This is a genomic window from Variovorax beijingensis (genome assembly GCF_007828835.1).
GTDB lineage: Bacteria > Pseudomonadota > Gammaproteobacteria > Burkholderiales > Burkholderiaceae_C > Variovorax > Variovorax beijingensis_A.
The window spans coordinates 1,212,669-1,236,692 of sequence record NZ_VIVL01000001.1; the positions used below are offsets into that span (position 1 = coordinate 1,212,669).

At 66.8% G+C, this 24,024-nt stretch carries 23 protein-coding genes and 1 tRNA gene; 20 read left to right on the forward strand and 4 right to left on the reverse strand.

The features are described from left to right. Positions 1-124: 124 nt before the first annotated feature. Positions 125-571, forward strand: coding sequence for a hypothetical protein (locus FB547_RS05845; protein WP_145740361.1), 447 nt, complete (start codon positions 125-127; stop codon positions 569-571). A 51-nt stretch (positions 572-622) separates the two neighbouring features. Next, positions 623-1,204 (forward strand): transcription elongation factor GreB, encoded by a 582-nt coding sequence (gene greB / locus FB547_RS05850; RefSeq protein WP_145740363.1) that lies wholly within the window; start codon positions 623-625, stop codon positions 1,202-1,204. A gap of 16 nt (positions 1,205-1,220) precedes the next feature. On the opposite strand, the gene FB547_RS05855 is transcribed toward greB, so the two are convergent. The 4 genes from FB547_RS05855 to FB547_RS05870 form a co-directional block, all read right to left on the reverse strand. Continuing rightward, positions 1,221-3,479 carry a RelA/SpoT family protein gene (locus FB547_RS05855; protein WP_145740364.1) on the reverse strand — a complete coding sequence of 753 codons (2,259 nt, stop codon included), beginning with the start codon at positions 3,477-3,479 and terminating at the stop codon, positions 1,221-1,223. A gap of 100 nt (positions 3,480-3,579) precedes the next feature. Beyond that, the gene (gene rpoZ, locus FB547_RS05860; protein ID WP_015867100.1) at positions 3,580-3,783 is read right to left on the reverse strand and encodes a DNA-directed RNA polymerase subunit omega; all 204 of its coding nucleotides are present in this window, start codon (positions 3,781-3,783) and stop codon (positions 3,580-3,582) included. Positions 3,784-3,813: 30 nt separating this feature from the next. Further along, a complete protein-coding gene (gene gmk, locus FB547_RS05865) occupies positions 3,814-4,434 on the reverse strand; it encodes a guanylate kinase (protein WP_015867099.1) in 621 nt (206 codons plus the stop codon). Between the two features lie 8 nt (positions 4,435-4,442). After that, positions 4,443-5,357, reverse strand: a complete 915-nt coding sequence (locus FB547_RS05870; protein WP_025569636.1) for a YicC/YloC family endoribonuclease — start codon at positions 5,355-5,357, stop codon at positions 4,443-4,445. A gap of 91 nt (positions 5,358-5,448) precedes the next feature. Here FB547_RS05870 and FB547_RS05875 point away from each other — a divergent pair, with 91 nt between their 5' ends. The 18 genes from FB547_RS05875 to FB547_RS05960 all read left to right on the forward strand — a co-directional run bounded on the left by FB547_RS05875 (position 5,449) and on the right by FB547_RS05960 (position 23,991). Beyond that, on the forward strand, positions 5,449-6,456 hold the full coding sequence (locus FB547_RS05875) for a serine/threonine protein kinase (protein WP_015867097.1): 1,008 nt from the start codon (positions 5,449-5,451) through the stop codon (positions 6,454-6,456). Continuing rightward, on the forward strand, positions 6,453-7,367 hold the full coding sequence (locus FB547_RS05880; protein WP_145740366.1) for a PP2C family protein-serine/threonine phosphatase: 915 nt from the start codon (positions 6,453-6,455) through the stop codon (positions 7,365-7,367). The genes FB547_RS05875 and FB547_RS05880 overlap by 4 nt, the downstream gene beginning before the upstream one ends. A gap of 64 nt (positions 7,368-7,431) precedes the next feature. After that, the gene (gene rph, locus FB547_RS05885; protein WP_025569633.1) at positions 7,432-8,163 is read left to right on the forward strand and encodes a ribonuclease PH; all 732 of its coding nucleotides are present in this window, start codon (positions 7,432-7,434) and stop codon (positions 8,161-8,163) included. A gap of 13 nt (positions 8,164-8,176) precedes the next feature. After that, entirely contained in the window at positions 8,177-8,776 is a 600-nt protein-coding gene (gene rdgB / locus FB547_RS05890) for an RdgB/HAM1 family non-canonical purine NTP pyrophosphatase (protein ID WP_145740587.1), read from the forward strand. 3 nt (positions 8,777-8,779) lie between these two features. Next, positions 8,780-10,039 (forward strand): radical SAM family heme chaperone HemW, encoded by a 1,260-nt coding sequence (gene hemW, locus FB547_RS05895; protein ID WP_145740368.1) that lies wholly within the window; start codon positions 8,780-8,782, stop codon positions 10,037-10,039. A 32-nt stretch (positions 10,040-10,071) separates the two neighbouring features. Then, a tRNA-Ser gene (locus tag FB547_RS05900) sits at positions 10,072-10,159 on the forward strand. A gap of 678 nt (positions 10,160-10,837) precedes the next feature. After that, positions 10,838-12,157, forward strand: coding sequence for an MFS transporter (locus FB547_RS05905; protein WP_145740369.1), 1,320 nt, complete (start codon positions 10,838-10,840; stop codon positions 12,155-12,157). A gap of 29 nt (positions 12,158-12,186) precedes the next feature. Next, a complete protein-coding gene (locus FB547_RS05910; RefSeq protein WP_145740371.1) occupies positions 12,187-13,389 on the forward strand; it encodes a serine hydrolase domain-containing protein in 1,203 nt (400 codons plus the stop codon). Between the two features lie 8 nt (positions 13,390-13,397). After that, entirely contained in the window at positions 13,398-14,126 is a 729-nt protein-coding gene (locus FB547_RS05915; protein ID WP_145740373.1) for an aspartate/glutamate racemase family protein, read from the forward strand. 54 nt (positions 14,127-14,180) lie between these two features. Further along, a complete protein-coding gene (hydA, locus tag FB547_RS05920; protein WP_145740374.1) occupies positions 14,181-15,608 on the forward strand; it encodes a dihydropyrimidinase in 1,428 nt (475 codons plus the stop codon). Between the two features lie 27 nt (positions 15,609-15,635). After that, positions 15,636-16,391: an aspartate/glutamate racemase family protein gene (locus FB547_RS05925; RefSeq protein WP_145740376.1), complete on the forward strand. Its 756-nt coding sequence runs from the start codon at positions 15,636-15,638 to the stop codon at positions 16,389-16,391. A 63-nt stretch (positions 16,392-16,454) separates the two neighbouring features. Further along, a complete protein-coding gene (locus FB547_RS05930) occupies positions 16,455-17,162 on the forward strand; it encodes a GntR family transcriptional regulator (RefSeq protein ID WP_145740378.1) in 708 nt (235 codons plus the stop codon). Between the two features lie 19 nt (positions 17,163-17,181). Further along, positions 17,182-18,072 (forward strand): LysR family transcriptional regulator, encoded by an 891-nt coding sequence (locus FB547_RS05935; protein WP_145740380.1) that lies wholly within the window; start codon positions 17,182-17,184, stop codon positions 18,070-18,072. A gap of 131 nt (positions 18,073-18,203) precedes the next feature. Beyond that, complete coding sequence (locus FB547_RS05940; protein WP_145740382.1) at positions 18,204-19,178, forward strand: Bug family tripartite tricarboxylate transporter substrate binding protein; 975 nt, start codon at positions 18,204-18,206, stop codon at positions 19,176-19,178. A 4-nt stretch (positions 19,179-19,182) separates the two neighbouring features. Beyond that, the gene (locus tag FB547_RS05945; RefSeq protein ID WP_145740383.1) at positions 19,183-20,364 is read left to right on the forward strand and encodes a CaiB/BaiF CoA transferase family protein; all 1,182 of its coding nucleotides are present in this window, start codon (positions 19,183-19,185) and stop codon (positions 20,362-20,364) included. Next, positions 20,361-21,119, forward strand: a complete 759-nt coding sequence (locus tag FB547_RS05950; protein WP_145740385.1) for an enoyl-CoA hydratase — start codon at positions 20,361-20,363, stop codon at positions 21,117-21,119. The genes FB547_RS05945 and FB547_RS05950 overlap by 4 nt, the downstream gene beginning before the upstream one ends. A 138-nt stretch (positions 21,120-21,257) precedes the next feature. Further along, a complete protein-coding gene (locus FB547_RS05955) occupies positions 21,258-22,199 on the forward strand; it encodes a class I SAM-dependent methyltransferase (RefSeq protein WP_225612650.1) in 942 nt (313 codons plus the stop codon). Between the two features lie 553 nt (positions 22,200-22,752). Further along, complete coding sequence (locus tag FB547_RS05960) at positions 22,753-23,991, forward strand: HlyD family secretion protein (RefSeq protein ID WP_225612651.1); 1,239 nt, start codon at positions 22,753-22,755, stop codon at positions 23,989-23,991. Positions 23,992-24,024: the final 33 nt, after the last annotated feature.

Sequence of the window (24,024 nt, forward strand, 5' to 3'; positions counted from 1 at the left end):
GACCTGCCTGCAGCGCGCTTCTTGTTCTTCGTGTTCCTCAATGACGGCTGTGGCCTGTGGAATGCGGGCCCAGCCGCTTGGCGCTAGAGTCCGGGCTCGGCCATCATCAAACGGCGCAGCGACCATGGGTATTCGGGTAAAGCGGCTTGTATTCCAGCTCCTCTTGCTGTCCCTGGCAGCTGGCTCTGCATCGGCAGGGACCATTACCTGTGTCCCGGCCGCAGGCAGTGGGGCCGCAGCGCCTTTCAACCGGGTCCGCAGGATTGCGATCGACGAGCACTCTCGCACCGTCAACATGGACGTCGTGCGCTTCAGGACAAAGGACACGGAAACCATGGGCAAGCTGCGAGCGGATCTGGTGAGCATGGAGGACAGTCAGTCCGGAGAGCCCGTCTATGTCTTCAATTCCATCCCGGCAGCAGGCGTTGAAGTCACGAGTCTTTTCAAATTGTTCAAGGCAGCCGAGTGGCGTCTGATGAGTGCCGATGTAGCCTTCGTGAACAAGGTGCCTGCCGTGCGAGCCGTCGAGCAAGGTGTGGTCTTCGACTGCAAGCGTTCGGACATGGGTTGAAGAAAATGGGAGTCTGGCGTTGCGAGCCTTTCTAAATTCAGGGGTTCTGCCTTGAGCAAAGCATTCACCAAGGAAACCGAGAGCGACGGTGACGACGACGGCGGCGAAAGCACCGCGCCCGCGCTGCCGAGCGGCAGCAAGAACTACATGACGCCGGCCGGCTATGCCCGGCTGCGCGACGAACTGCTTCAGCTGATGGACGAAGAGCGGCCGAAGGTTGTCGAGGCGGTGCACTGGGCCGCCAAGAACGGCGACCGCTCCGAGAATGGCGACTATCTCTACGGCAAGAAGCGGCTGCGGGAGATCGATCGGCGCATCCGTTTTCTCACCAAGCGGCTCGAAATTGCCGAAGTGACCGATCCCTCGGTCCATCATGGCAGCGACCAGGTGTTCTTTGGCGCAACGGTGCGCTATGTCGACGAGACCGGCGACGAGCGCAGCGTGACGATCCTGGGCATCGACGAGGCGGACAGCGCGCAGTCGCAGGTCAGCTGGATTTCCCCGATCGCCCGCGCGCTGCTCAAGTCGCGTGAAGGCGACGTGGTGAAGCTCGTGACGCCGGGCGGTGCCCATGAGGTCGAGCTGTTGTCGGTCAGCTATCCGGCGCCACCGGGCGCGGGCACGGCGCGCTAGCCTTCCTGCCCGCCGGTCAGGGCGCGGGAACCGTTCTTGCGGCGGTCAGCACCGAGGCCGTGCGCCGCGCGGCGCGCAGCACGCTGTCGAGGTGGGTGCGGTCGCGCACGGCAATCACGAAGCGCAGGTCGGTCGAATCCTGCGGCGTCTCGTCGGCCATTTCGACGTGCGTGATGTCGGCTTCGGCGTCCGCCAGGGTCGCGGCCACGCGCGCGAGCACGCCCTTGTCGTTGCGCACCGTGATGACCACGCCGGTTTCGAAGGTGCGGGTCGGTTCGTCCGCCCATTCGACCGCGAAAAAGCGCTCGCTGTCCTTGTGGCGCAGGCGCTGGCCCACGCCGCAGGACTCGGTGTGCACGACCAGCCCTTCGCCATGGCCGAGGTAGCCGATGATCTCGTCGCCCGGAATCGGCCGGCAGCACAGTGCAAAGCGCACCGACGAGTTCTCGCTGCCGTCCAGCGTGACGGCGCCCTGGGAAATGGTTTCGTGCGAGATGAAGCGCTCGCGGCTCAGCAGCAGCGCATCGGGCCGCTCGCCGAGTTCGGACAGCATGGCCACCAGCCGCTTTGCCACGATGCTGGCAATCCGCTTGCCCAGGCCGATGTCGGTCAGCAGCTCGGCGCGCGTGCGGTTGCCCGTGAAGCGCAGCAGCTTTTCCCACAGCGCCTGGTGCTCGGCGTCCTCGGCCGGCAGCTTGCTGAGGCCTTCGGCGCGCAGCGCCTGGGCCAGCAGCTTCTCGCCCAGGCCTTCGGATTCGGCATGGGCCAGGGTCTTCAGGTAGTGGCGGATCTTGGAGCGCGCCCGGCCGGTTCGCACGAAGCCGAGCCACGCGGGATTGGGCGTGGACACGGGCGCGGTAATGACCTCGACCACGTCCCCGTTCTTGAGCTCCGTGCGCAGCGGCACCTGGTCGCCGTTGATGCGTGCCGCGGAGGTGTGGTCGCCGATGTTGCTGTGGATGGCGTAGGCAAAGTCGACCACCGTGGCGCCGCGCGGCAGTGCCAGGATCTGGCTCTTCGGCGTGAAGACGTAGACCGCGTCCGGAAACAGGTCGACCTTGACGTGGTCCCAGAACTCGGCGGCATCGCGGGTTTCGTCCTGGATGTCGAGCAGCGACTGCAGCCACTTGGTGCCGAGCCGGTCGTTGCTGGCCGCATTCGGCTCGGCCGCCTTGTAGAGCCAGTGCGCCGCCACGCCCGATTCGGCCACCACGTGCATGGCCTCGGTGCGCAGCTGGAATTCCACGTTCACGCCGGCCGGGCCCACCAGCGTGGTGTGCAGCGACTGGTAGCCGTTGAGCTTGGCGATCGCGATGTGGTCCTTGAACTTGCCCGGCAGCGGCTTGTACATCTGGTGCAGGATGCCCAGGCCCGTGTAGCAGGCGATCACGTTCGGCACGATCAGGCGAAAGCCGTAGATGTCGGTCACCTGGGCGAAGCTCAGGTGCTTCTCCTCCATCTTGCGGTAGATCGAATAGAGCGTTTTTTCGCGTCCGGCAATGCGCAGCGTCATGTTGGCGTTGGCAAAGGCGGTCTCGACCTCGCGCTGCACCTTCTGGATCAGGTCGCGGCGGCGCCCGCGCGCCTTGGCCACGGCCTTGGACAGGGTGGCGTAGCGCCAGGGTTTCAGGTGGCGGAACGACAGCTCCTGCAGTTCGCGGTAGGTCTGGTTCAGGCCCAGCCGGTGCGCGATGGGCGCGTAGATCTCGAGCGTTTCGCGCGAGATCCGGGCCCATTTCTCGCGCGGCGCATCGTCGAGCGTGCGCATGTTGTGCGTGCGGTCGGCCAGCTTGACCAGGATGACCCGCACGTCGCGCGCCATGGCCAGCAGCATCTTGCGGAATGATTCGGCCTGGTTTTCCTCGCGGGTATTGAACTGCAGCTTGTCCAGCTTGGTGAGCCCGTCGACCAGTTCGGCCACCGGCGCGCCGAAGCGCTCGATCAGTTCGGGCTTGGTGACCCCGCAGTCCTCGATGGCATCGTGCAGCAGGGCGGCCATCAGCGCCTGGGCGTCGAGCTTCCATTCGGCGCACTGCGCCGCCACGGCGATGGGGTGGGTGATGTAGGGCTCGCCGCTGTTGCGCAGCTGGCCCAGGTGGGCTTCGTCGGCAAAGCGGTAGGCGCGGCGGACCAGCTCGGTGTCTTCGGGGCTCAGGTAGTCGAGCCTGGCGGTCAGCGCGGCAAAGCTCGCGGCAGCCGCATTCAGCGCCGCCGGACTCGGCTTGGGCGTGCCCCCCGCGGGGGCATGGGACTGATGTTTGGCAACCGCGCTCATGGCTACCACTTTAGCGTGACCGCTCTATGGACGCGTCCAGACGTAAAAAAAGCACCGCTCGGCGGTGCCTTTTCGTTGCAGGGCTGCGTCAGAACAACGATCAGCCCGGCACCTTCTTGAGCATTTCGAGGCCGATCTTGCCTTCGGCGATTTCGCGCAGGGCCGTGACGGCGGGCTTGTTCTTGCTCTCGATCTTGGGTGCATGGCCCTGGCTCAGCATGCGCGCACGGTAGGTGGCGGCCAGGACCAGCTGGAAGCGGTTGGGGATCTGAAGCAGGCAATCTTCGACGGTGATGCGGGCCATGATGGAATCTTTCGGTCGGTGAGCAGGAAATCAGGGGATGTTCAGGGCGGCGAATGTGTCGGCACGTGCGCGGCGCTGTGCAGAATACCGAAGCCGCTGAGCGTGGACGATCGCCTTGAGATCGAAAAGCGCGCGCTCAAATAACTCGTTGATTATAACGAAGTCGAATTCCCCCGCCCGGGCCATTTCTTCGGCGGCGTTCTTGAGGCGCAGCTCGATGACGGCCGCGCTGTCTTCGCCGCGCCGCTCCAGCCGGGAGCGCAGTTCTTCCCAGCTGGGCGGCAGGATGAAGATCATGACCGCATTGGCGAAGGTCTTGCGGATCTGGATGGCGCCCTGGAAGTCGATTTCCAGGATGACGTCGGCCCCCTGGGCAATGCGCTCCTCGATGGCCTTCTTGGAGGTGCCATACCGGTGCCCGTGCACGTGGGCCCATTCCACGAAGCCGTCCGCCGCGATCATGGCGTCGAATTCGGAGGGCGAGGTAAAGAAGTACTCCCGGCCGTGCTTTTCCTGCCCGCGCGGCGGCCGGGTGGTGTGGGAAACCGAGGGCTGGACGGCCGTGTCCAGCTCCATGAGCGCCTTGACCAGGCTCGATTTGCCGGCACCGCTCGGTGCCGCCACGACAAAGATGTTGCCTGGATAGTCCATTCGCTCGCTCATTCGATGTTCTGTACCTGTTCGCGCATCTGCTCGATCAGCACTTTCATGTCCACGCCGATGCGGGTGAGCTCGAGCGCCGCCGACTTGGAGCCCAGTGTATTGGCCTCGCGATGCAGCTCCTGGATCAGGAAGTCCAGCCGCTTGCCGATTTCGCCGCCCTTCTTGAGCAGCCGCTCGATCTCGTCGAGGTGCGAATTCAGGCGCGTGAGTTCTTCCGCCACGTCGATGCGGATGGCGAAGGCGGTTGCCTCGGTCAGCGCGCGGTCCTGGGCCGCCTCGGGCAGGGTGCCGCCGGTCAGGCCCATGGCTTCCTGCCAGCGCTCCAGGAAACGAGCGCGCTGCTGCTCGACCAGCTGCGGGATCAGCGGACCGGCCTGTTCGACCAGGGTGCGCAACTGGGCCAGGTGGGCCTCCAGCATCTTGGCGAGCCGCGCGCCTTCGCGCTGGCGGGCCGACATCAGCGCATCCAGCGCCTTGCCGGCCACCTCGAGCAGGTCGCTGCCCCAGTCGCCGCGCATGGCGCTGTCGCCGCCGGCCAGGCGCAGCACGTCGGCCACGCTCAGTTCGCGGGCGCCGGGCAGCCAGGCCTTGATGCCGTCCTGCACGCCGTTGAGCCGCTGCAGCAGCTTGACGGAGGGCTCGACGACGCCCGCCTGGGCGGTGTTCTCGATGGCGGCGCGCACCTCGACCTTGCCGCGCTTGAGCTTGCCCGTGAGCAGCTCGCGCAGCGCGGTTTCATGCTGGCGCAGTTCCTCCGGCAACTTGAAGGTGAGGTCGAGGAAGCGGCTGTTGACCGAGCGGATTTCGACCCCGAGGCGGCCCGCGGCGGCAGGCCGTGCTTCGGCTTCGGAGTGGCTGCCGGCGGGCCCGTTCTGGCCACTGGCATAGCCGGTCATGCTGTAAACTGGCATTGCGCCTCACTATGGTTTTGCTTGCAAGCACCGAGGCGTCGGCATGGCGTTCGCTTGCCGCACCATCGCCTTCGGGCGAAACTCCCGGATTATGTCAAAGGTCAAGCCTTCGCCCCTGCTGCCCGATACGGTCATTGGCGGTTACCGCATCGTTCGCCGGCTTTCCGCAGGCGGTTTTGGCGTTGTCTACCTCGCCATCGACCCCAGCGGACAGCAGGTTGCCATCAAGGAATACCTGCCATCTTCGCTGGCCACGCGCGGGCCGGGCGAGCTCACGCCTGAAGTCGCGCCCGAAAAGCTCTCGCTCTATCGGCTCGGCCTCAAGAGCTTTTTCGAGGAAGGGCGCTCGCTCGCGCAGATTTCGCATGCCTCGGTGGTCAGCGTTCTCAACTTCTTTCGCGAGAACGAAACCGTCTACATGGTCATGAACTACCTGGAGGGCGCCACCCTGCAGGACTTCGTGGTGACCGCGCGCGACCTGAAAAGGCCCAAGGTCTTCCGCGAATCGACGATCCGCTCGCTGTTCGACGAGATCCTGCGCGGCCTTCGCATCGTGCACCAGTACAAGATGCTGCACCTGGACATCAAGCCCGCCAACATCTTCGTCACCGACGACGACCGGGCGGTGCTGATCGACTTCGGCGCCGCGCGCGAGGTGCTCAGCAAGGAGGGCATCTTCATCCGCCCCATGTACACCCCCGGCTTTGCCGCACCCGAGATGTACCGGCGCGACTCGTCGATGGGCCCCTGGACCGACATCTACGCCATTGGCGCCTGCATCTACGCCTGCATGCAGGGCTACCCGCCCAACGACGCCCCGCGCCGCATCGAGAAAGACCGGCTCAGCCTGTCGCTGTCGCGCCTGCGCGGCGTGTACTCCGACAACCTCATCGAGGTGGTCGAATGGTGCATGTCGCTCGACCCGCTCTCGCGCCCGCAGTCGGTCTTTGCGCTGCAAAAGGAACTCAGCCGCGAAGGCGAGCGCCGCTACACCAAGCTCACCGTCGGCGAAAAGGTGCGGCTTTCATTCGACAACATCCGCTCCTTCGACAAGAAGGCCCTGCCCAGGGCGGCGGCACCTACCACGCGCCCGGCATGAAATTCTCGGTATTCCAGGTCAGCCGCAAGGGCGGCCGTCTCAAGAACGAAGACCGCATGGGCTACTGCTACACGCGGGAATCGGGCCTTTTCGTGCTGGCCGACGGCATGGGCGGCCACCCCGAGGGCGAGGTTGCGGCCCAGTTGGCGCTGCAGACCATTGCGGCCCTCTACCAGCGCGAAGCGCGCCCCACCGTCAAGGACGTCAAGGCCTTCCTGGCCGAATCGGCCATGGCGGCGCACCAGCAGATCATGCGCTATGCCAGCCACAAGGCCATGCTCGACACGCCGCGCACCACCGTCGTCGCGGCGCTGCTCCAGGGCACCACGGCCACCTGGATGCACTGCGGCGACTCGCGCCTCTACGTGGTGCGCGACGGCCGCCTGCTGACCCGCACGCGCGACCATTCGCATGCCGAGCGCCCGCGTCCGCATGGCGCGGACATGCCGGTCAACCGCAACCTGCTGCTCACCTGCCTGGGCTCGCCGACCACGCCGCTGTTCGATATTTCGGCCCCGCTGCAGCTGCAGCGCGGCGACCGCATCATGCTGTGCTCCGACGGCGTCTGGGGCGTGCTCGACGACGCCGTCATCGTGCACACGCTGTCCTCCGACAAGCCGGTGTCCGATGCCGCGCCCGACCTGGCCGAAATGGCATTGCGCAAGGGTGGCGCGCACAGCGACAACGTCACGCTCATCGCCCTCGAATGGGAGATGCCCGATTCGACGGGTGAAGACCGCGGCGTTTCCACCGAGACCATCGACGACGGCGTCTTTGCCTCCACCATCCAGGCCGGCATGCCCGCGGACGGCGAGATTGATGCGCTCGACGACCTCGACGAAGACGCCATCGAGCGCTCGATTGCCGAAATCAACGAAGCCATTCGCCGCTCTGCCGCCAAGAAAACCTGATCCCCAGGCTGCTTCGGCTTGCGTAGCCGTCTGCGCTTTTTGTTCCACATACCTCTCATAAAAAATGACTGCTTTCACACGAAGCGGCGGCCGTGCCGCCGACCAGCTGCGCCCGGTGCGCATCACCCGCGGCTTCACCATCCACGCCGAGGGTTCGGTGCTCATCGAATTCGGCCAGACCCGCGTGCTGTGCACCGCCTCGGTCGAAGAGCGCGTGCCGCCGCACAAGCGCGGCAGCGGTGAAGGCTGGGTCACGGCCGAATACGGCATGCTGCCGCGTGCCACCCACACGCGCAGCGACCGCGAGGCCGCCCGCGGCAAGCAAAGCGGCCGCACGCAGGAAATCCAGCGCCTCATCGGCCGCTCGATGCGCGCCGTGTTCGACCTGGCTGCGCTGGGCGAGCGCACCATCCACCTCGACTGCGACGTGCTGCAGGCCGATGGCGGCACCCGCACCGCCGCGATCACCGGCGCCTTCGTTGCCGCGCAGGACGCCGTCAACAAGCTGCTGGCCGCCGGCACGATCCCCGCGTCGCCCATCAGGGGCCACGTGGCCGCCATTTCCGTCGGCATCGTTGCCGGCACGCCGCTGCTCGATCTCGAATACACCGAAGACTCCGCCTGCGATACCGACATGAACGTCGTGATGACCGGTGCCGGCCACTTCGTCGAAGTGCAGGGCACCGCCGAGGGCGCGGCCTTCTCGCGCGAAGAGATGAACCTCCTGCTCGGCCTGGCCGAGAAAGGCATTGGCGAACTGATCGTGCTGCAGCAGCAGTCCCTCCTTTCGAAGTGATCGGTCGATGGCGATGAAACTGGTCCTGGCCTCCAACAACGCCGGCAAGCTTGCCGAACTTCAGCAGCTGTTTGCGGAGCTGGCCGTGACGCTCGTGCCCCAGTCGGCATTGGGCGTGGGCGAGGCCGAGGAGCCGTTTCGCACCTTCGTCGAAAACGCGCTGGCCAAGGCGCGCCATGCCAGCGCCGCGACGGGGCTTCCGGCCATTGCGGACGATGCGGGGCTTTGCGTCGACGCCTTCGGCGGGCTGCCGGGCGTGGACACCGCGTTCTATGCCACGCAGTTCGGCTATGCCAAAGGCGATGCCAACAACGTCAAGGCGCTGCTCGAGCAGCTCGACGGCGTCGCCAACCGGCGCGCCGCGCTCGTCAGCACGCTGGTTGCGCTGCGCGGGCACGATGACCCCGAGCCGCTCATCGCAGTCGGTCGCGTGGTCGGTGAAATCACGCACGCGCCCATCGGCGACAACGGCTTCGGCTTCGATCCCGTCATGTACCTGCCCAACTTCGGCAAGACCTTTGCCCAGCTGCCGCCCGAGGTGAAAAACGCCAACAGCCACCGGGGCCAGGCGGCCAAGGTCATGCTGGCCCTGATGCGCGAACGCTGGTTCTGAGCGATGGCCTCTGTCGTTCCGATCCAGCCTGCGCAGCCCGCCGGCGCACCGCAGGCCAACGACGTGCTGCACTGGATGCGGCCCGGCCCGCTGCAGCTGGCGGCGCTGCCGCCGCTGTCGCTCTACATCCATCTGCCCTGGTGCCTGCGCAAGTGCCCGTACTGCGACTTCAACTCGCACGAGTGGCGCGCCACCAGCGAGGCCGAGGCTGAGGGCATTCCCGAGGCGGCGTACGTCGACGCGCTCGTTGCCGACCTGGACGCCGCGCTGCCGCTCATCTGGGGCCGCACCGTCCACACCATCTTCATCGGCGGCGGAACGCCGAGCCTTTTTTCGCCGCAGGCCATCGACCGCCTGCTCAGCGACGTGCGCGCCCGCCTCAAGCTGGCGCCCGAGTGCGAGATCACGCTCGAAGCCAATCCCGGCACCTTCGAGCGCAACCGCTTCCGCGCCTACCGCAGCGCGGGCGTCACGCGGCTTTCGGTGGGCGTGCAGAGCTTCAATGACGAGCACCTGAAGGCGCTGGGCCGCGTGCACGACCGTGCCCAGGCCATTGCCGCCCTGGAAGAAGCCGCGAGCGCGTTCGACACCTTCAACCTCGACCTGATGTATGCGCTGCCGGGCCAGACGCTCGAGGGGCTGGACGCCGACCTGACCCAGGCGCTGGCGCTCGCGCCGCCGCACATCTCGGTGTACCACCTGACCATCGAGCCCAACACCTGGTTCGCCAAGTTTCCGCCGGCCCTGCCCGAAGACGACCTGGCCTACGCCATGCTCGACCGCATCACCGAGCGAACCGCCGCCAGCGGCATGTCGCGCTACGAGGTGTCGGCCTATGCGCGCAGCGGCCACACCTGTGCGCACAACCTCAACTATTGGCAGTTCGGCGACTACCTGGGCATTGGCGCGGGCGCGCACAGCAAGCTGAGCTTCGCGCACCGCATCGTGCGCCAGGTGCGATTTCGAGAGCCGCGCCTGTACATGAACAACGCCCGCGCCGGCGCCGCCGTGGCGCAAAGCGACGAAGTGGCGCTGGCCGACCTGCCGTTCGAGTTCATGCTCAATGCGCTGCGCCTGAAGGAAGGCTTCACGCTGCCCCAGTTCAGCGAGCGCACCGGGCTTGCCATGACCAGCATTCAAAAGGGGCTGAAGGAAGCCGAGCGCAAGGGCCTCGTCGCGCGCGACCTCTATCGCGTGTGGCCCACCGAGCGCGGACTCGATTTTCTGAGCGACCTGCAGTCGCTCTTCCTGCCCGAGGAGTGAGCGGCCGGGGCCAGCATAAAATCGACGGTTCCGGAGAGTTGGGTGAGTGGTTTAAACCAGCAGTCTTGAAAACTGCCGACGGGCAACCGTCCGTGAGTTCGAATCTCACACTCTCCGCCAGAATCGATCTTTGGCAGTTTCTTGAAGTCCCGCGCAGTTCATGCGACGGGACTTTTTCATTGGGGGGAGGCATCCCTATTCCCGCTGCTCGGCCCCGGGGAAGCACCATCAGAAGTTTCAGGGATCTCGGCGGGTGCCGCTTTTACAGGCGTAGCGTCGCTACGCAGGCGTAGCAACGCTCGGCGGCGATTCGAGCGTGGTTCTCCACCGTCTTATCCACCGCAATGGTGGAGAACTTTCCCTCGATGAATGGCCCAATCGAGGGCGGCCCCCGGCGAGGTTGTACACATTTGGTAGTACATATCGACCATAACTAACTGCGGTGTGTTTGGAGGCTGCAGCTCAGGCCGCTTTTCTGTCCCGCAGACCGCGCATTGGTCTTGAAGCACCTGGCTGCTCGCAATTAAGTGTTTACGATAGTGTCGATAAAAATATCAACATCATTGTTGACAATGATGTCGACGAAACTTAGATTCGCTCCACAGCCTGCGGTCGATTGCTGAAGAACGGCAGCGACGCAGGCTGCATTCCCGCCGATGGGCCGCGGAAGCCGGATGCGCCGAAGAGCGCACGGGCGTTCCTTGCACAGCGGCCTGCCGTGCTTCAACCATGCGATGGGGGTGCGCCTTTGCGCCGGGCTCCGGGCCCTGCGGCAGTGCGCCTTCAAGGAGACAACCAATGCAATCGACAACGACGGTATCGGCGCCCGCGGCGTCCGCCAACCCAGCCCACCAGCCCACGAAGGTGCGCTGGAAGATCTTCCTGATGATGTTGTTCCTGATCTCGATCAACTACATCGATCGCGCCTCGCTGTCGGTGGCCATGCCGCTGATTGCCAAGGAGTTCGACATCGGGCCCGCGGTGCAGGGCCTGCTGCTCAGTTCCTTCTTCTGGACCTATGCGCTGATGCAGATTCCCGGCGGCATGCTGGCCGACCGCTATGGCCCGCGCGTGGTGATTGCCGGCGCGACGCTGGGCTGGGGCTTCTTCCAGGCGATTGCCGCCGCCTGCACCGGCTGGGTTCCGCTGCTGCTGACCCGCCTGGGCCTGGGGGCGGCCGAGGCGCCGATCTACCCGGCGGGCGGCAAGCTCAACGGCATCTGGATGACCCAGACCGAACGGGGCCGCGGCGCCACCTTGCTCGATGGCGGCGCGCCGCTGGGCGCCGCGCTCGGCGCGATCCTGATCTCGGGGCTGATCGCCGTGCTCGGCTCCTGGCGCATGGCGTTCGCCATTGCCGGAGGCGGGACCGTGCTGGCCGGCTACTTCGCCTGGCGCTACATCCGCAATCATCCGCGCCAGCATCCCGGCGTGAACGAGGCCGAGGCGCGCTACATCGAGGCCAGCCATGCAGCCGACGCCGCAAAGGAATCGGCGGACGCGAGCGGACGGGTGCTCGACTTCTTCCGCTTCCGCTCGGTGTGGGGCATGTTCTTCGGCTGGATGTGCTTCAACGCGCTGTTCTACGGCCTGCTCACCTGGATGCCGAACTATCTGTCGAAGGTGCACGGCTTCGACATCAAGCAGATGGGCGGTGCGGTGTTCATCATGTTCTTCTCGGGCTTCGTGGGCGAGATGTTCGGCGGCTGGCTGGCCGACAAATGGCAGGCGGCCGGCGCCTCGCAGAGCAAGGTGCTGCGTACGCTGTTCGGCATCTCGTCGATCATCGCCACCATCGCCATCTTCATGGTGACGCAGATCAAGGATCCGGTTGCGGTGGTCGTGCTGCTGTCGGTGACGCTGTTCTTCCTGCGCTGGTGCGGCCTGTTCTGGTGCGTGCCCTCGATCCTCGGCACGCGCGCCCGGGTCGGCTTCCTGGGCGGCACGATGAACCTGGGCGGCAACGTGGCGGGCATCGGCGTGCCGATCGTGGTGGGCCTGATCGTGCAGGCGACCGGCTCGTACTTCATGGCGCTGATGCTGTTCACGGCCGCGGGCGCGGGCCTGTTCGTCTGCTCGACGATGCTGATCGACTACAGCAGGAAGCTGCCGGTCTGAGGCACGCAACCCTCCAGGAGAAGACAACCATGTCCATGTTCCATGTCCGCCCTGCGGCCATCGCGCTGGCCTTGCATCTGGCCCTGGCCGGCAGCGCGCTGGCCCAGTCCGTGGCCCCGGCCGACGACGCCCGGCCCGCGATCGCCGCCGCAATGCCCGAGGCCGCCGGCGTCGATTCGCGCCCGCTCGTGCGGCTGTCCGAGTGGATCCGCAAGGAAGATCTCGACGTGCGCAGCTTCCTCGTGGTCAAGGACGGCAAGCTGGTCTTCGAGCGCTACAGCCGGGGGCTCGGCCGCGACCACAACTACGAGCTGTACTCGATCACCAAGAACGTCACCGCGCTGGCCGCCGGCGTGCTGATCGACGAAGGCCGAAGCCGCCTCGACGAGAAGGTGGCGCCCGTGCTGGCCAAGGCGCGCCCGGACCTGCAGGCGGCGCTCGCGGACAAGCAGGCCATCGAACTGCGGCATGTGATGTCGATGTCGACCGGCCTGTTCTACGACTTCAAGCCAACCGACGATCCGATCTATTACGGCGCGCCCGATCGCCTGAAGCTCGCCGCCGAGACCACGCCCAGGCGCCCGCCCGGCGAAGCCTTCGACTACACCGACGTCAACCCGATTCTTGCGAGCGCGACGCTGGGCGCCGATGCCGGCATGCCGCTGCAGGCCCTTGCCGAGCAGAAGATCTTCAAGCCGATGGGCATGACGCACTACGCCTGGGAGCGCGCCGACGGCAAGGGGCTGGTGTCGGCCGGCTGGGGTCTGCGGCTGCGTGCCGTCGACATGGCCAAGCTCGGCATGCTGGTGCTCTCGGGCGGCCGCTGGAACGGCCGGCAGATCGTGTCGCAGGCCTGGATGCGGACCATGACCGCGCCGTCGTCGGCGCCGTGGTACGGGCAGTTCTGGTGGATCAACGACATCGTCGCCACCGAGCCCGAGGTGCATGCCATGGGCTTCAAGGGCCAGTTCATCGTGGCGTTGCCGGAGCGCAACGCGGTGGTCGTGATGACCAGCATGCTGCCCATCGAAGGCGGCCTGCGCGAGTCGAAGAACGTGCTGGCGATCCGCAAGATGGTCAAGGACTTCGTGCTGCCAGCGCTCGACAATCCCTCGCACGCCGCGCCGACGCCCGCCCGCCGCAAGGCCCTGGCGCACGAGCTCGACCTGGCCTCTCGCCACCAGGGAAAGCCCGGCGCACCGGCCGACCCGACCGACACCCCTCGCCTCTGAAGACGACCATGACCCCACGCAAACTCATCGGCGTGCTCACGCCCTCCTCGAACACCGCGCTCGAGCCGCTGACCAGCGCGATGGTCAGCGGCGTGCCCGGCGTCTCGGCGCACTTCTCGCGCTTCACCGTCACCGAGATCTCGATGCGCGACGCTTCGCTCAGCCAGTTCGACGACAGCAAGATCCTCGAGGCCGCGCGGCTGCTGGCCGACGCGCGCGTCGACACCATCTGCTGGAGCGGCACCTCGGCCAGCTGGCTCGGCTTCGAGAAGGACGAGGCGCTGTGCGCGCGCATCACCGAGGCCACCGGCATTGCGGCCAGCACCTCGGTGCTGGCGCTCAACGAGCTGCTGGCCGCGCAGGGCGCGCGCACGCTCGGCCTGGTGTCGCCCTATGTCGAGGACGTGCAGCAGCGCATCGTCGCCAACTACGCGGGCATCGGCATCGACTGCGTGGCCGAACGGCACCTCGGCCTGACGGTGAACTTCGCATTCAGCGAGGTCGAGCCCGACACGCTGCGCCGCATGCTGCGCGAGGTGGCGCAGCAGCGGCCCGACGCGATCACCATCATGTGCACCAACCTGCACGGCGCGCAGCTGGTGGAAGAGATGGAGCGCGAGCTCGGCATTCCGATCTACGACTCCGTCGCCACCGTGGTGTGGCGGGCGCTGAAAACCGTCGGCATCGATCCCGGCGCCGTGCGGGGCTGGGGCCGGCTGTTCGGGCCGCCGGCCTGAGCGCCTTCGCGCAGCCGCGCAGACAAGACACCGACAGACCCACAGAGAAAGAACATGACCTTCCGCGACCTCGACCTCGTGGTGCGCAACGCCCGCGTTGCCACCGCCAGCGACACCTTCGATTCGGACATCGGCATTCGCGACGGCCGCATCGTGCAGCTGGGCCTCGCGCTGCCCGCCGGGCGGCGCGAGATCGACGCCGCCGGCCGCTACGTAACGCCGGGCGGCGTCGACGCCCATTGCCACCTCGACCAGCCGATGGAGCCGCCGGTGCGCATGGCCGACGACTTCGACACCGGCACCCGCGCCGCGGCCTGCGGCGGCACCACCACGGTGATCCCGTTCGCAGCGCAGCACAAGGGCCAGTCGCTGCGCGCCGCCGTGCAGGACTACCACCAGCGCGCCGAAGGCCGTGCCCACGTCGACCACGCCTTCCACCTGATCGTCAGCGACCCGACCGAGGAGGTGCTGAAGCACGAACTGCCGCAGCTGATCGCCGAGGGCTACACCTCCTTCAAGATCTACATGACCTACGACGACCTGAAGCTCGACGACGGCCAGATCCTCGACGTGCTGGCGGTGGCCAGGGAGCACGGCGCAATGGCCATGATCCATGCCGAGAACGCCGACTGCATCGAATGGCTGACCAGGCGGCTCGAAGCCAGCGGCCGCACCGCACCGCGCTTCCATGCGCATGCGCGGCCGATGCTGGTGGAACGCGAGGCGACCCACCGCGCGATCGCGCTGTCGGAGCTGGTCGACGTGCCGATCATGATCGTGCACGTGTCGGGCCGCGAGGCCGTCGAGCAGATCCGCTGGGCACGTGCGCACGGCCTGAGCGTGTTTGCCGAGACCTGCCCGCAGTACCTGTTCCTGACGGCCGAGGACTTGGGGCTAGACGACAGCTACCAGGGCGCGCGCTGCGTCTGCAGCCCGCCGCCGCGCAACCGCGAGAACCAGCAGGTGATCTGGAACGGCCTGTCCGATGGCCTGTTCACCATCTTCTCGTCCGATCACGCGCCGTTTCGCTACGACGCGCCCGAGGGCAAGAAGCCCGGCGGCGAAGAGGTGGCCTTCCGCCACATTCCCAACGGCATTCCGGGCATCGAGACGCGGCTGCCGCTGCTGTTCTCGCACGGCGTGCTCGACGGGCGCATCACGATCAACCGCTTCGTCGAGCTCACCTCCACCAATCCCGCCAAGGCCTACGGGCTGCATCCGCGCAAGGGCACGATCGCCGTCGGCGCCGACGCCGACCTCGTGGTCTGGGGCACCACGCCGCGGCCGGTCCGCAATGCCGACCTGCATCATGCGGTCGACTACACGCCCTACGAAGGCATCGAGGTCAAGGCATGGCCCGCGCTGACATTGGCGCGCGGCGAAGTCGTGTGGGACGGCGAGCGCTTCCATCCGCGCGCCGGGCGCGGCGAGTTCCTGCGCCGTGCGCAACCGACGCTGCTGCCGGCACGCCGGACCCACTGAAACCCGAACGCCCTGGAGGCCCCCGCCATGAACCTGCTGCTGATCAACCCCAACACCTCGCAAAGCGTCTCGGACCTGATCGCGGCCGAGGCCCGGCGCGCCGCCGCGAGCGACACACGCATCGAGGTGCTGACGGCGCCCTTCGGCGTGGCCTACATCGAGACCCGGTTCGAGTCGCTGATCGGCGCCTATGCGGCCGCCACGCTGGCCGCGGAGCATCACGCGCGGCACGATGCGATCGTGGTTGCGGCCTTCGGCGACCCCGGCATCGACGGCCTGCGCGAGGCGCTCGACATTCCGGTGGTCGGCCTCACCGAGGCGGCGCTCATGAGCGCCTGCCTGCTCGGCAAGCGCTTCTCCATCATCGCGATCTCGCGCCGCATCACGGCCTGGTACCGCGAGTGCGTGCAGGCCAATGGCCTTTTGGAGCGGCTCGCGAGCATCCGCAGCCTGGAGGGGCCGCTCAAGGATATCGGGCGCGTGCAGGACGACCATGGCGAGCGTCTGCAGGCGCTCGCCATGTCGGCCGTCGAGGATGACGGCGCGGACGTGATCATCATCGCCGGCGCGCCGCTGGCGGGCCTTGCGCGCTCGATCAAGGACCGGATCCCGGTGCCCGTGGTGGACGGCGTGTCCAGCGCGGTCTGCCATGCGCAGACGCTCGCATCGCTGGCACCCGCGCCGGCACGCCTGGGCAGTTTCGCGCCGCCGCCGCTCAAGCCGAACCAGGGGCTGCCCGATGCGCTGGCGCGCCTGCTGGCCCGCGATGCCGCCCGCGCCTGAGGCCGCAGCGGACGCCGCGCGCCACCCGGCCGCGGGGAGGGCTCGTCGATAGAATCGGCTGCGATGTCCACCAAAGCTTCAGTACGCAAGGCCAGTGCCGCCAACTCCCGCGAGCACAGCGTCGACGAGATTGCCGAGAAGATCTCGGCGGCGATCCTCGAGCACCGGCTTGCGCCGGGCACCAAGCTCGGCGAGGACAGGCTGGCCGCGATCTTTGCCACCAGCCGCGCGAAGGTGCGCGAAGTGCTGGCCCGGCTGGCGCACGAGCAGATCGTCGAGCTGGTCCCGCAGAAGGGTGCTTTCGTTGCCAAGCCGACCATCGAGCAGGCGCAGGACGTGTTCGAGGCGCGCCGGCTGATCGAACCGGGCGTTCTGCGCCGGCTCGTCCGCACGCTCGACGACGTGAAGCGCCAGCGCCTGCGCCGCCACATCGACCTGGAGGCTGACGCGCGCAGCCGCGACGACAAGCGTGCCATCGTGCGCCTCTCGGGCGAATTCCACGTGCTGCTGGCCGAGCTCGCCGGCAACTCCGCGCTGGCCCGCTCGATGCGCGAGCTCTCGGCGCTGACCTGCCTGATCATCTCGCTGTACGACGCGCCCACCGCCACCAGCTGCCGCGCGGACGAGCATGAGGAAATCGTCGCCGCGGTGAACCGCGGCGACGTCCAGCGCGCCGAGAAGCTGATGCTCCATCACCTCGACCACATCGAGCAGAGCCTGAAGCTGGACAGCAGCGCGGAAGAAGCCGATCTGGAGAGCGTGTTCAGCTGATGGTGCGGCGAGCGGCGCCATGAAGCTCGACTCCACCACCGTCCAGCTGGTCCTCTGCATCGCCGAGGAAGGCAGCATCTCGCGGGCCGCCGACAAGCTGAACCTGGCGGTGGCGGCTGCCTCCAAGCGCGTGACGGACCTGGAGGCGCAGCTGGGCGCCAGGCTGTTCAAGCGGGTGCCGCACGGCGTCTTGATCACCGAGGCCGGCAGCCGGCTGATGGCGCACATCCGGCAGATCGACAACCTCATCGGCCGGCTCGAAGGCGATGCCCAGGCGCTGGGCCGCGGCCAGGACGGGCGCATCCTCATCGGCGCGCCGAAGGCGGCCATCATCCAGTTCCTTGCGAATGACATCGCCCGGCTGCGTGACGCCTATCCGCAGATCACGCTGAAGATCCTGGAGGAGAACAGCAAGATCGTGCAGCAGCTGCTGCGCGACAAGGTGATCGACGTCGGCATCTACGAGAAGAAGAGCGGATTCCTGGACCTGCCGAAGTTCGACTACCGGCAGGACCGGCTGGTGCTCGTGTACAGCCGCCGGCATTTCCGGTTTGCGGATGCGGCTGTTGGCATCGACGACTTCCTGGACTTGCCGGTCGTGAGCCTCGGCAAGGGCTCGGCGATCCTGTCCGCCCTGCAGGGGGCCTACCGCAGCCGCGGCCGATCGTTTCCGAACAACTTCTCGACCAGCGGCTTCGACACCATGCTCGCGCTGGTGCGCCACGGCCTGGGCGTGGGCCTGATGCCGCCCGAGGTGCTGCGCAGCTTCCACCCCGAAGACGACCTGGGTTCGGCCGAGATCGAGGGCGACTGGCACCAGCGCGCCTATGTGCTGTCTTGTGTCGAAGGCCATGCGCAGGCGCAGACGCTGCGCAACGTGGTGGCCCAGTTGATCGGCGCCAGCACCTAGAAGAAAGCAGCGCTCCTGCGGCCACGGCTTCGCGGATCACGAAGCCAGGCATGCCTTCCACGTTCTTGCGACGTCCTCTGCGCTACGGGAGAGTAGCGGCACGACTACAGCAGAGACAAAGGACGCACGACATGAAACGCCGAGACTTCATCGCGGCCAGCGCCGGCGCGCTGACCGCACCCTGGGCCCTGGGAGCCACCGAGCTGCCCAAGGGCATCGTCAAGATCTACGTGGGCTGGGCGCCCGGCGGCGGCACCGACGTGTTCGCCCGCATCGTGGGCCAGCAGCTCTCGCAGCTGTGGGGCCGCTCGGTGGTGGTCGAGAACAAGCCCGGCGCCACCGGCGCGCTGGCCGCGGACTTCTTTGCGCGCACCCGCTTCACCGAGGGCGTGAACCTGCTGATGGCCCACGTCAACACCCATGCCATCTCGCCGCACATCTTCAAGAGCATCAGCTACGACCCGCTGAAGGACTTCGCGCCCGTTGCCATGGTCGGCGCCACGCCGCACATCCTCGTGACCCGCGCGAAGAACTCCGCGGGCTCGGTCAAGGAGGTGGTCGAGCAATGCAGGCAAAGCCCGGGGAAGATCAGCTTCGGCTCCTCCGGCACGGGATCGGTGCAGCACCTGGCGGCCGCGATGTTCAACATGGCCGCCGAGGTCAAGAGCATCCACGTGCCCTACAAGGGCTCGGGTCCGATGCAGACGGACCTGATCGGCGGGCAGATCGACTACAGCTTCGACACCATGACGGCGGCCACGGCGCAGGTCAAGGCCGGGCGCATGGCGGGCATCGTGCAGACGCGCCTGCAGCGGGCCAAGGGCTTTCCCGACATGCCGACCATGGACGAACAGGGCTTCAAGGGCTTCGACGTTTCCAGCTGGTATGGCGTGGTCGGTCCCAAGGACATGTCCAGGGACCTGGCTCTGCAGATCAACGCCGACATCAACAAGGTGCTGGCACTGCCGGATGTGGTTGCGCGCTTCGACGGCTATGGCGTGGAGGACGGCGGCGGATCGGTCGACAAGTTCGCGGCCTTCATGGCCGCCGAGTTCAGGAAATGGGGCGAGGTGGTGCGCACCGCCAAGGTCACCGAGGAGGGCTGAAAAAATGAACCAGGCAAGACAACTGCCGCTGCAGGGCATCCGGGTGCTGGACGTGAGCCAGGTCATGGCCGGGCCGTTCGCCTGCATGCTGCTGGCCGACCTCGGGGCCGATGTGATCAAGGTCGAGCCGCCGGGCGGCGACCAGACCCGCGGTGCCATGGGCTTCAAGATGAAGGGGCCGGACAGCATGGGCTTCCTGAACATGAACCGCAACAAGCGCTCGCTGACGCTGGACCTCAAGAGCGAGGAGGACCGCGCGGCCTTCTACAGGCTGGCCCGGACCGCCGACGTGATCGTCGAGAACTACCGTCCCGGCGCGGTGCAGCGCCTGGGCATCGACTACGAGTCGATCAAAAAGATCCATCCGAAGATCGTGTACGTCAGCATCTCCGGCTTCGGCCAGAGCGGCCCGTGGGCCGAGCGGCCGGGCTTCGACCTGATGGCGCAGGCCATGTCCGGCGTGATGAGCGTGACCGGCTACCCCGGCGAGAAACCGGTCAAGGCCGGCGTGCCGGTGGCCGACATCGGCTGCGCGCTGTTTGCCACCTACGCGCTGCTCGCGGCCTACATCGGCGCACAGAAGTCGGGCGTGGGGCAGCACATCGACGCCTCGCTGTTCGACGCGGCCATGGCCTTCTCGGTCTGGGACATGTCCGAGTACTGGGGCACGGGCGTGCCGCCGGCACCGCTGGGCACCAGCAACAAGATGAGCGCGCCCTACCAGGCGGTCAAGGCGCGCGACGGCTACTTCGTGATGGGCGCGACCAACCAGAAGCTCTGGACCCGGCTGTGCGAGCTGCTGCAGCGGGCGGACCTCGCCGCGCACCCGGACTACGCCAGCGTCTCGCTGCGCCTGAAGAACCGCGAGGCGCTGATCGAGGTGCTGGAACGGGAGTTCGGCCGGCGCGACAGCGCCGACTGGATCGACGCCATGCTGGCCGCCGGCATCCCGGCCGGGCCCATCCTGTCGTATCCGGAGGCCTTCGAGGGCGAGCACGGCACGCACCGCCGCATGTGCATGGAGATCGACCACCCGATCGAGGGCAAGGTCAGGAACATCGGCTTTCCCGTCAAGCTGCTGGGTACGCCGCAGCAGGTGCGCCGGCACCCGCCATTGCTGGGCGAGCACAACGAGGAAATCCTGGCCGAGATCAACGCGCCGGCCGGCGCGGCGGTGGCCTCATGAGTCCTGCTGAATGCGTGCAGCTCGGCGTCCATGCGTCGGGCGTGGCCGAGATCGTGATCCATCGCCCCGAACGCCACAACGCGATGACGCGGGAGATGTACGAGGCGCTGCTGGAGCACATCGGCACGTGCGCGCGCAACCCGGCGGTGCGCAGCGTGCTGTTCAAGGGGGCGGGCGGCAAGTCTTTCATCTCGGGTACGGACATCGCCCATTTCAAGGACTTCCAAAGCGGCCGCGACGGCATTGCCTACGAGGCTTTCGTGGAGCGCGTCATCGATGCGGTCGAGCGCATGCCCTTGCCCACCGTGGCCGTGGTCGACGGCTGGGCCGTTGGCGGTGGCCTGGCGCTGGCCACGGCCTGCGATTTCCGGGTCTGCAGCGACGCATCGCGTTTTGGTGCGCCAATTGCCAGGACGCTGTCCAACACCTTGTCGTCGCGCAACATCGCGCGGCTGCAGGCCGCCCTGGGCGTGCCGCGGGTCAAGCGGATGCTGCTGCTCGCCGACCACCTGACGGCACAGGAAGCGCTGACCTGCGGCTATGTGCATGCGGCCTGTGCGGCGGGCGAGCTGGATGCCGCAGCCCATGCGCTGGCAGGGCGGCTCATGGCGCTGTCGCCGGTCACGCACAAGGCCGTGAAGGAGAGCATCCGCCGCATCGTCGCCGAGCAGCGGCTGGACGACGATGACCTGATCGACGAGGTGTATGGCAGCCAGGCATTCCGCGACGGGGTGGCCGCTTTCATTGGCCGATGACAGGCGAATATCGATGCCTGAGATGACCCAAATGAGGTAACCAACAGGTCAGTTTTTAAATCGCGCAGCTTGTAAACGTATTAAAAATACTGACAGCGGAATCCAAAGTCATGTAATTCTTAAGCATAACTTGTCTCAATGCCGGCCCGGTTTTTTGAAGGATTCAAGATGATTGGAGACATCTTATTGCCGCATGCGAGCTTGAAACGCTCGGGGGCTTACTTCGAATCGGGACTCGAACGCAAAACCGACGCCATTACCGCCAATGCCACCTATTTTGGAAACGCGCAGTGGGCCCAGGAATACCTGGATTTCTGCCACCGCGATGCGCATTTCAAGAGCCGGTGGCTCGCGGCCGCCGGCGACTGGACCGACAAGGTGGTCATCGACCTGGGCTGCGGGCCGGGCAACATCTTTGCCACCCTCGGTGGAAAGCCGCGGCTCCTGATCGGCGTGGACGTCGCGCCCGGCTCGCTGGAGCTGGCGGCCAAGCTGGGCTATACGGCGGTGCTGGCCGATGCGGCCTACACGCCTTTCCGCTCGCAGGTGGCGGACATCGTCGCCATCAATGCGTCGCTGCACCATTGCGACGACATGGCCGCGGTGCTGCGGGAGGGGGCGCGGCTGGTGAAGCCGCATGGACTTTTGGTCACCGATCATGATCCGCAGCTCACCGCCTGGGATTACAGGGGCCTCGCCAGGCTGATGTGGGATGCGCGGCTGTGGGTCTACCGGGCGATCGGGCATGGCTTCCACAAGACCGGCAGCCAGCAGTCGTGGGGGCTGCGGACCGAGGTCCATCACCAGCCGGGCGACGGGGTCACGAAGGAATTCTTCCATTCGACGCTGGAGCCGCTGGGTTTCGAGGTGCGCGTCTACCCGCACAACCACCAGATCGGCGCCGATGCGCTGCGCGGCGTGGTGGGGCCGGCGCAATGGAAATACCGCCTGGGCAACATGCTGTCCGGCCGGCGGCCCTCGTCGCCTACGAGCGCGCTGTCGCTGATGTGCGTGGCTCGGCGCCGCGGCGAGCCCGCATCGGTTGCGGCGGCCGTGCCGGAACAGCGAACACCAGGATGACCTCGCATCCGGCCGGGCCGTTTCCGGCTGCATCCCTGTTGCGATGGCTGCGCCAGGCGGCCTGAACAGCCCCGGACACGATCGGTATCGTTACTGAATCTTCCCCGCAGCCACATTTCCGCGGCTTCGCGGTCAAATGACGAGGTGCCCCGCCGTGCCGGCTTGCGGCATCTTTCGCCCCGGCCTCTCCGAGGGAAAACCCGGCCCTTGCGCCGCTCTGCATGCCCAATGCGGCCTTTGGTGGTCAATTGCGCGCAATCCGACAGCAATGTAGGACTTTTTCTCGACCTTCGGTGTTGCCGGAATGTGAATTCAGCACATCTTGTTTCGCACCGAAGCAGTCCTGACCAGGGTTTGGACGTACCTTGATATTGCACCGCAACATGCGGACGCGAGTTCGTGGCTCGGCGTCCGTGTGCTGCGGGCAGGTCCTTCAATTTGATATCGCGCCGCTTCATGCGGCGCGATTTGGTTTTCACGAGAGGTGGCTATGCGTGTGTCAAAACCGGGTTCGGTTCTCTTTCCTCAGTGCCAGCGGCGCATCGCTGGTGCCATGGGCGGCCGCGTTTCCGGCGCTGGTTGCCGGCGCCGGCAATCGGGCGCCTTCGTTCCCAAGCTCGCGGCCTATGCGCTGCTGGCCTTCGTGCTGTGGCTGATGGTTGCCACGCTGGTCCAGCCGCTGTTGTCTTCGCAGGCCACCCGCGCCGTCCTGCAGGCGCCGGTGGGCCTGATCACTTCGCCGATCAACGGCGTGGTGTCGCAGATGGTGGTGCATGCGCGCGACAAGGTGGAGCCCGGCACCATCGTGGCCACGGTGCGCAACCCGACGGTGAGCCAGGAAATCCTCACCACCCTGAGGTCGCAGCGTCTTTCGCTGCAAAGCCAGCTGGCCCAGCTCGGCAACCAGTACAAGTCCGACAACCAGGAGATGCGGTCCGTCGGCCAGGAAGCCGGCGTTCACCGCGAAGCCTCGCTGGCCCAGGCCTGGGAGGCCTGGCAGATCGCGCGGCGCCAGCGCGACGTGGCGCACAGCGTGGTGGAAGAGCAGGAGAACAAGGTCCGCACCAACCAGGCACTGCTGGAGCAGGGCGCGATCAGCGAGCAGGTGATGAACGCCTCCATGGCGCAACTGAACACGGCGCGCGCCAATGCCGCGGTGGCGGAACAGTCCTTTGCCGGCCAGGCCCAGACGGTGGCGAGCGCCGGGCAGGGCGCCTTCGTGGGCACCGGCGGCAGCAACCTGTTCCAGACGCTCGCCAGCCGCCGCGAGGCGCTGCGCAACAGCGTCGGCCGCGCCCAGCAGGACGCCGCCGCCATCTTCAAGCAGCTCAAGGAGGTCAGGGACCTCGAGGAAGAGGAGCGCCGCCGGGTCGAAAAGCTCTCCTTCTACGAAATCAAGGCGTCGCAGGCGGGGCAGGTCCATTCCGTGCTCGCACCCGAAGGCGCGTATGTCACGGCGGGTGCCTCGCTGGTGCGGGTGACCGACTGCAGCCGGCTCGGCGTGGTGGCGGTGTTTCCGGCGCGGGTGGCCAAGCGGCTGGGTATCGGCTCCGTGCTCGACGTGAAGCTCGCTGAATCCGCGAGGCCCGTGCCGGCGCGCGTGGAGCAATTGCTGCCCGTGGCCTCGGACGCGCTGCAGAGCACCTACAGCGTGCCGTTCCCGTTTGCCGAGCAGGGTTCCATCTACGCCGTGGCCCGCATCGAAGGCAAGGAGCCGCAGGAGGCTCCGCCGGACGGCGGCGGCAACATGTGCGCGCCCGGCAAGGTGGTGTCGGCCAGCCTCAGGTCCTGAGCGCAGGCGCAAAGGCAACCCCGTCCGCATCGG

Coding starts and splice junctions, on each gene's coding strand:
- FB547_RS05960 (WP_225612651.1), top strand. CDS start 22,753: ATGGGCGGCCGCGTTTCCGGCGCTGGTTGCCGGCGCCGGCAATCGGGC.
- rph (WP_025569633.1), top strand. CDS start 7,432: ATGACTGCTTTCACACGAAGCGGCGGCCGTGCCGCCGACCAGCTGCGC.
- FB547_RS05955 (WP_225612650.1), top strand. CDS start 21,258: ATGCCGGCCCGGTTTTTTGAAGGATTCAAGATGATTGGAGACATCTTA.
- FB547_RS05875 (WP_015867097.1), top strand. CDS start 5,449: ATGTCAAAGGTCAAGCCTTCGCCCCTGCTGCCCGATACGGTCATTGGC.
- FB547_RS05945 (WP_145740383.1), top strand. CDS start 19,183: ATGAACCAGGCAAGACAACTGCCGCTGCAGGGCATCCGGGTGCTGGAC.
- rdgB (WP_145740587.1), top strand. CDS start 8,177: ATGAAACTGGTCCTGGCCTCCAACAACGCCGGCAAGCTTGCCGAACTT.
- FB547_RS05935 (WP_145740380.1), top strand. CDS start 17,182: ATGAAGCTCGACTCCACCACCGTCCAGCTGGTCCTCTGCATCGCCGAG.
- FB547_RS05910 (WP_145740371.1), top strand. CDS start 12,187: ATGTCCATGTTCCATGTCCGCCCTGCGGCCATCGCGCTGGCCTTGCAT.
- hydA (WP_145740374.1), top strand. CDS start 14,181: ATGACCTTCCGCGACCTCGACCTCGTGGTGCGCAACGCCCGCGTTGCC.
- FB547_RS05950 (WP_145740385.1), top strand. CDS start 20,361: ATGAGTCCTGCTGAATGCGTGCAGCTCGGCGTCCATGCGTCGGGCGTG.
- rpoZ (WP_015867100.1), bottom strand. CDS start 3,783: ATGGCCCGCATCACCGTCGAAGATTGCCTGCTTCAGATCCCCAACCGC.
- FB547_RS05880 (WP_145740366.1), top strand. CDS start 6,453: ATGAAATTCTCGGTATTCCAGGTCAGCCGCAAGGGCGGCCGTCTCAAG.
- FB547_RS05915 (WP_145740373.1), top strand. CDS start 13,398: ATGACCCCACGCAAACTCATCGGCGTGCTCACGCCCTCCTCGAACACC.
- FB547_RS05845 (WP_145740361.1), top strand. CDS start 125: ATGGGTATTCGGGTAAAGCGGCTTGTATTCCAGCTCCTCTTGCTGTCC.
- FB547_RS05940 (WP_145740382.1), top strand. CDS start 18,204: ATGAAACGCCGAGACTTCATCGCGGCCAGCGCCGGCGCGCTGACCGCA.
- FB547_RS05905 (WP_145740369.1), top strand. CDS start 10,838: ATGCAATCGACAACGACGGTATCGGCGCCCGCGGCGTCCGCCAACCCA.
- FB547_RS05855 (WP_145740364.1), bottom strand. CDS start 3,479: ATGAGCGCGGTTGCCAAACATCAGTCCCATGCCCCCGCGGGGGGCACG.
- gmk (WP_015867099.1), bottom strand. CDS start 4,434: ATGGACTATCCAGGCAACATCTTTGTCGTGGCGGCACCGAGCGGTGCC.
- FB547_RS05930 (WP_145740378.1), top strand. CDS start 16,455: ATGTCCACCAAAGCTTCAGTACGCAAGGCCAGTGCCGCCAACTCCCGC.
- FB547_RS05870 (WP_025569636.1), bottom strand. CDS start 5,357: ATGCCAGTTTACAGCATGACCGGCTATGCCAGTGGCCAGAACGGGCCC.
- FB547_RS05925 (WP_145740376.1), top strand. CDS start 15,636: ATGAACCTGCTGCTGATCAACCCCAACACCTCGCAAAGCGTCTCGGAC.
- hemW (WP_145740368.1), top strand. CDS start 8,780: ATGGCCTCTGTCGTTCCGATCCAGCCTGCGCAGCCCGCCGGCGCACCG.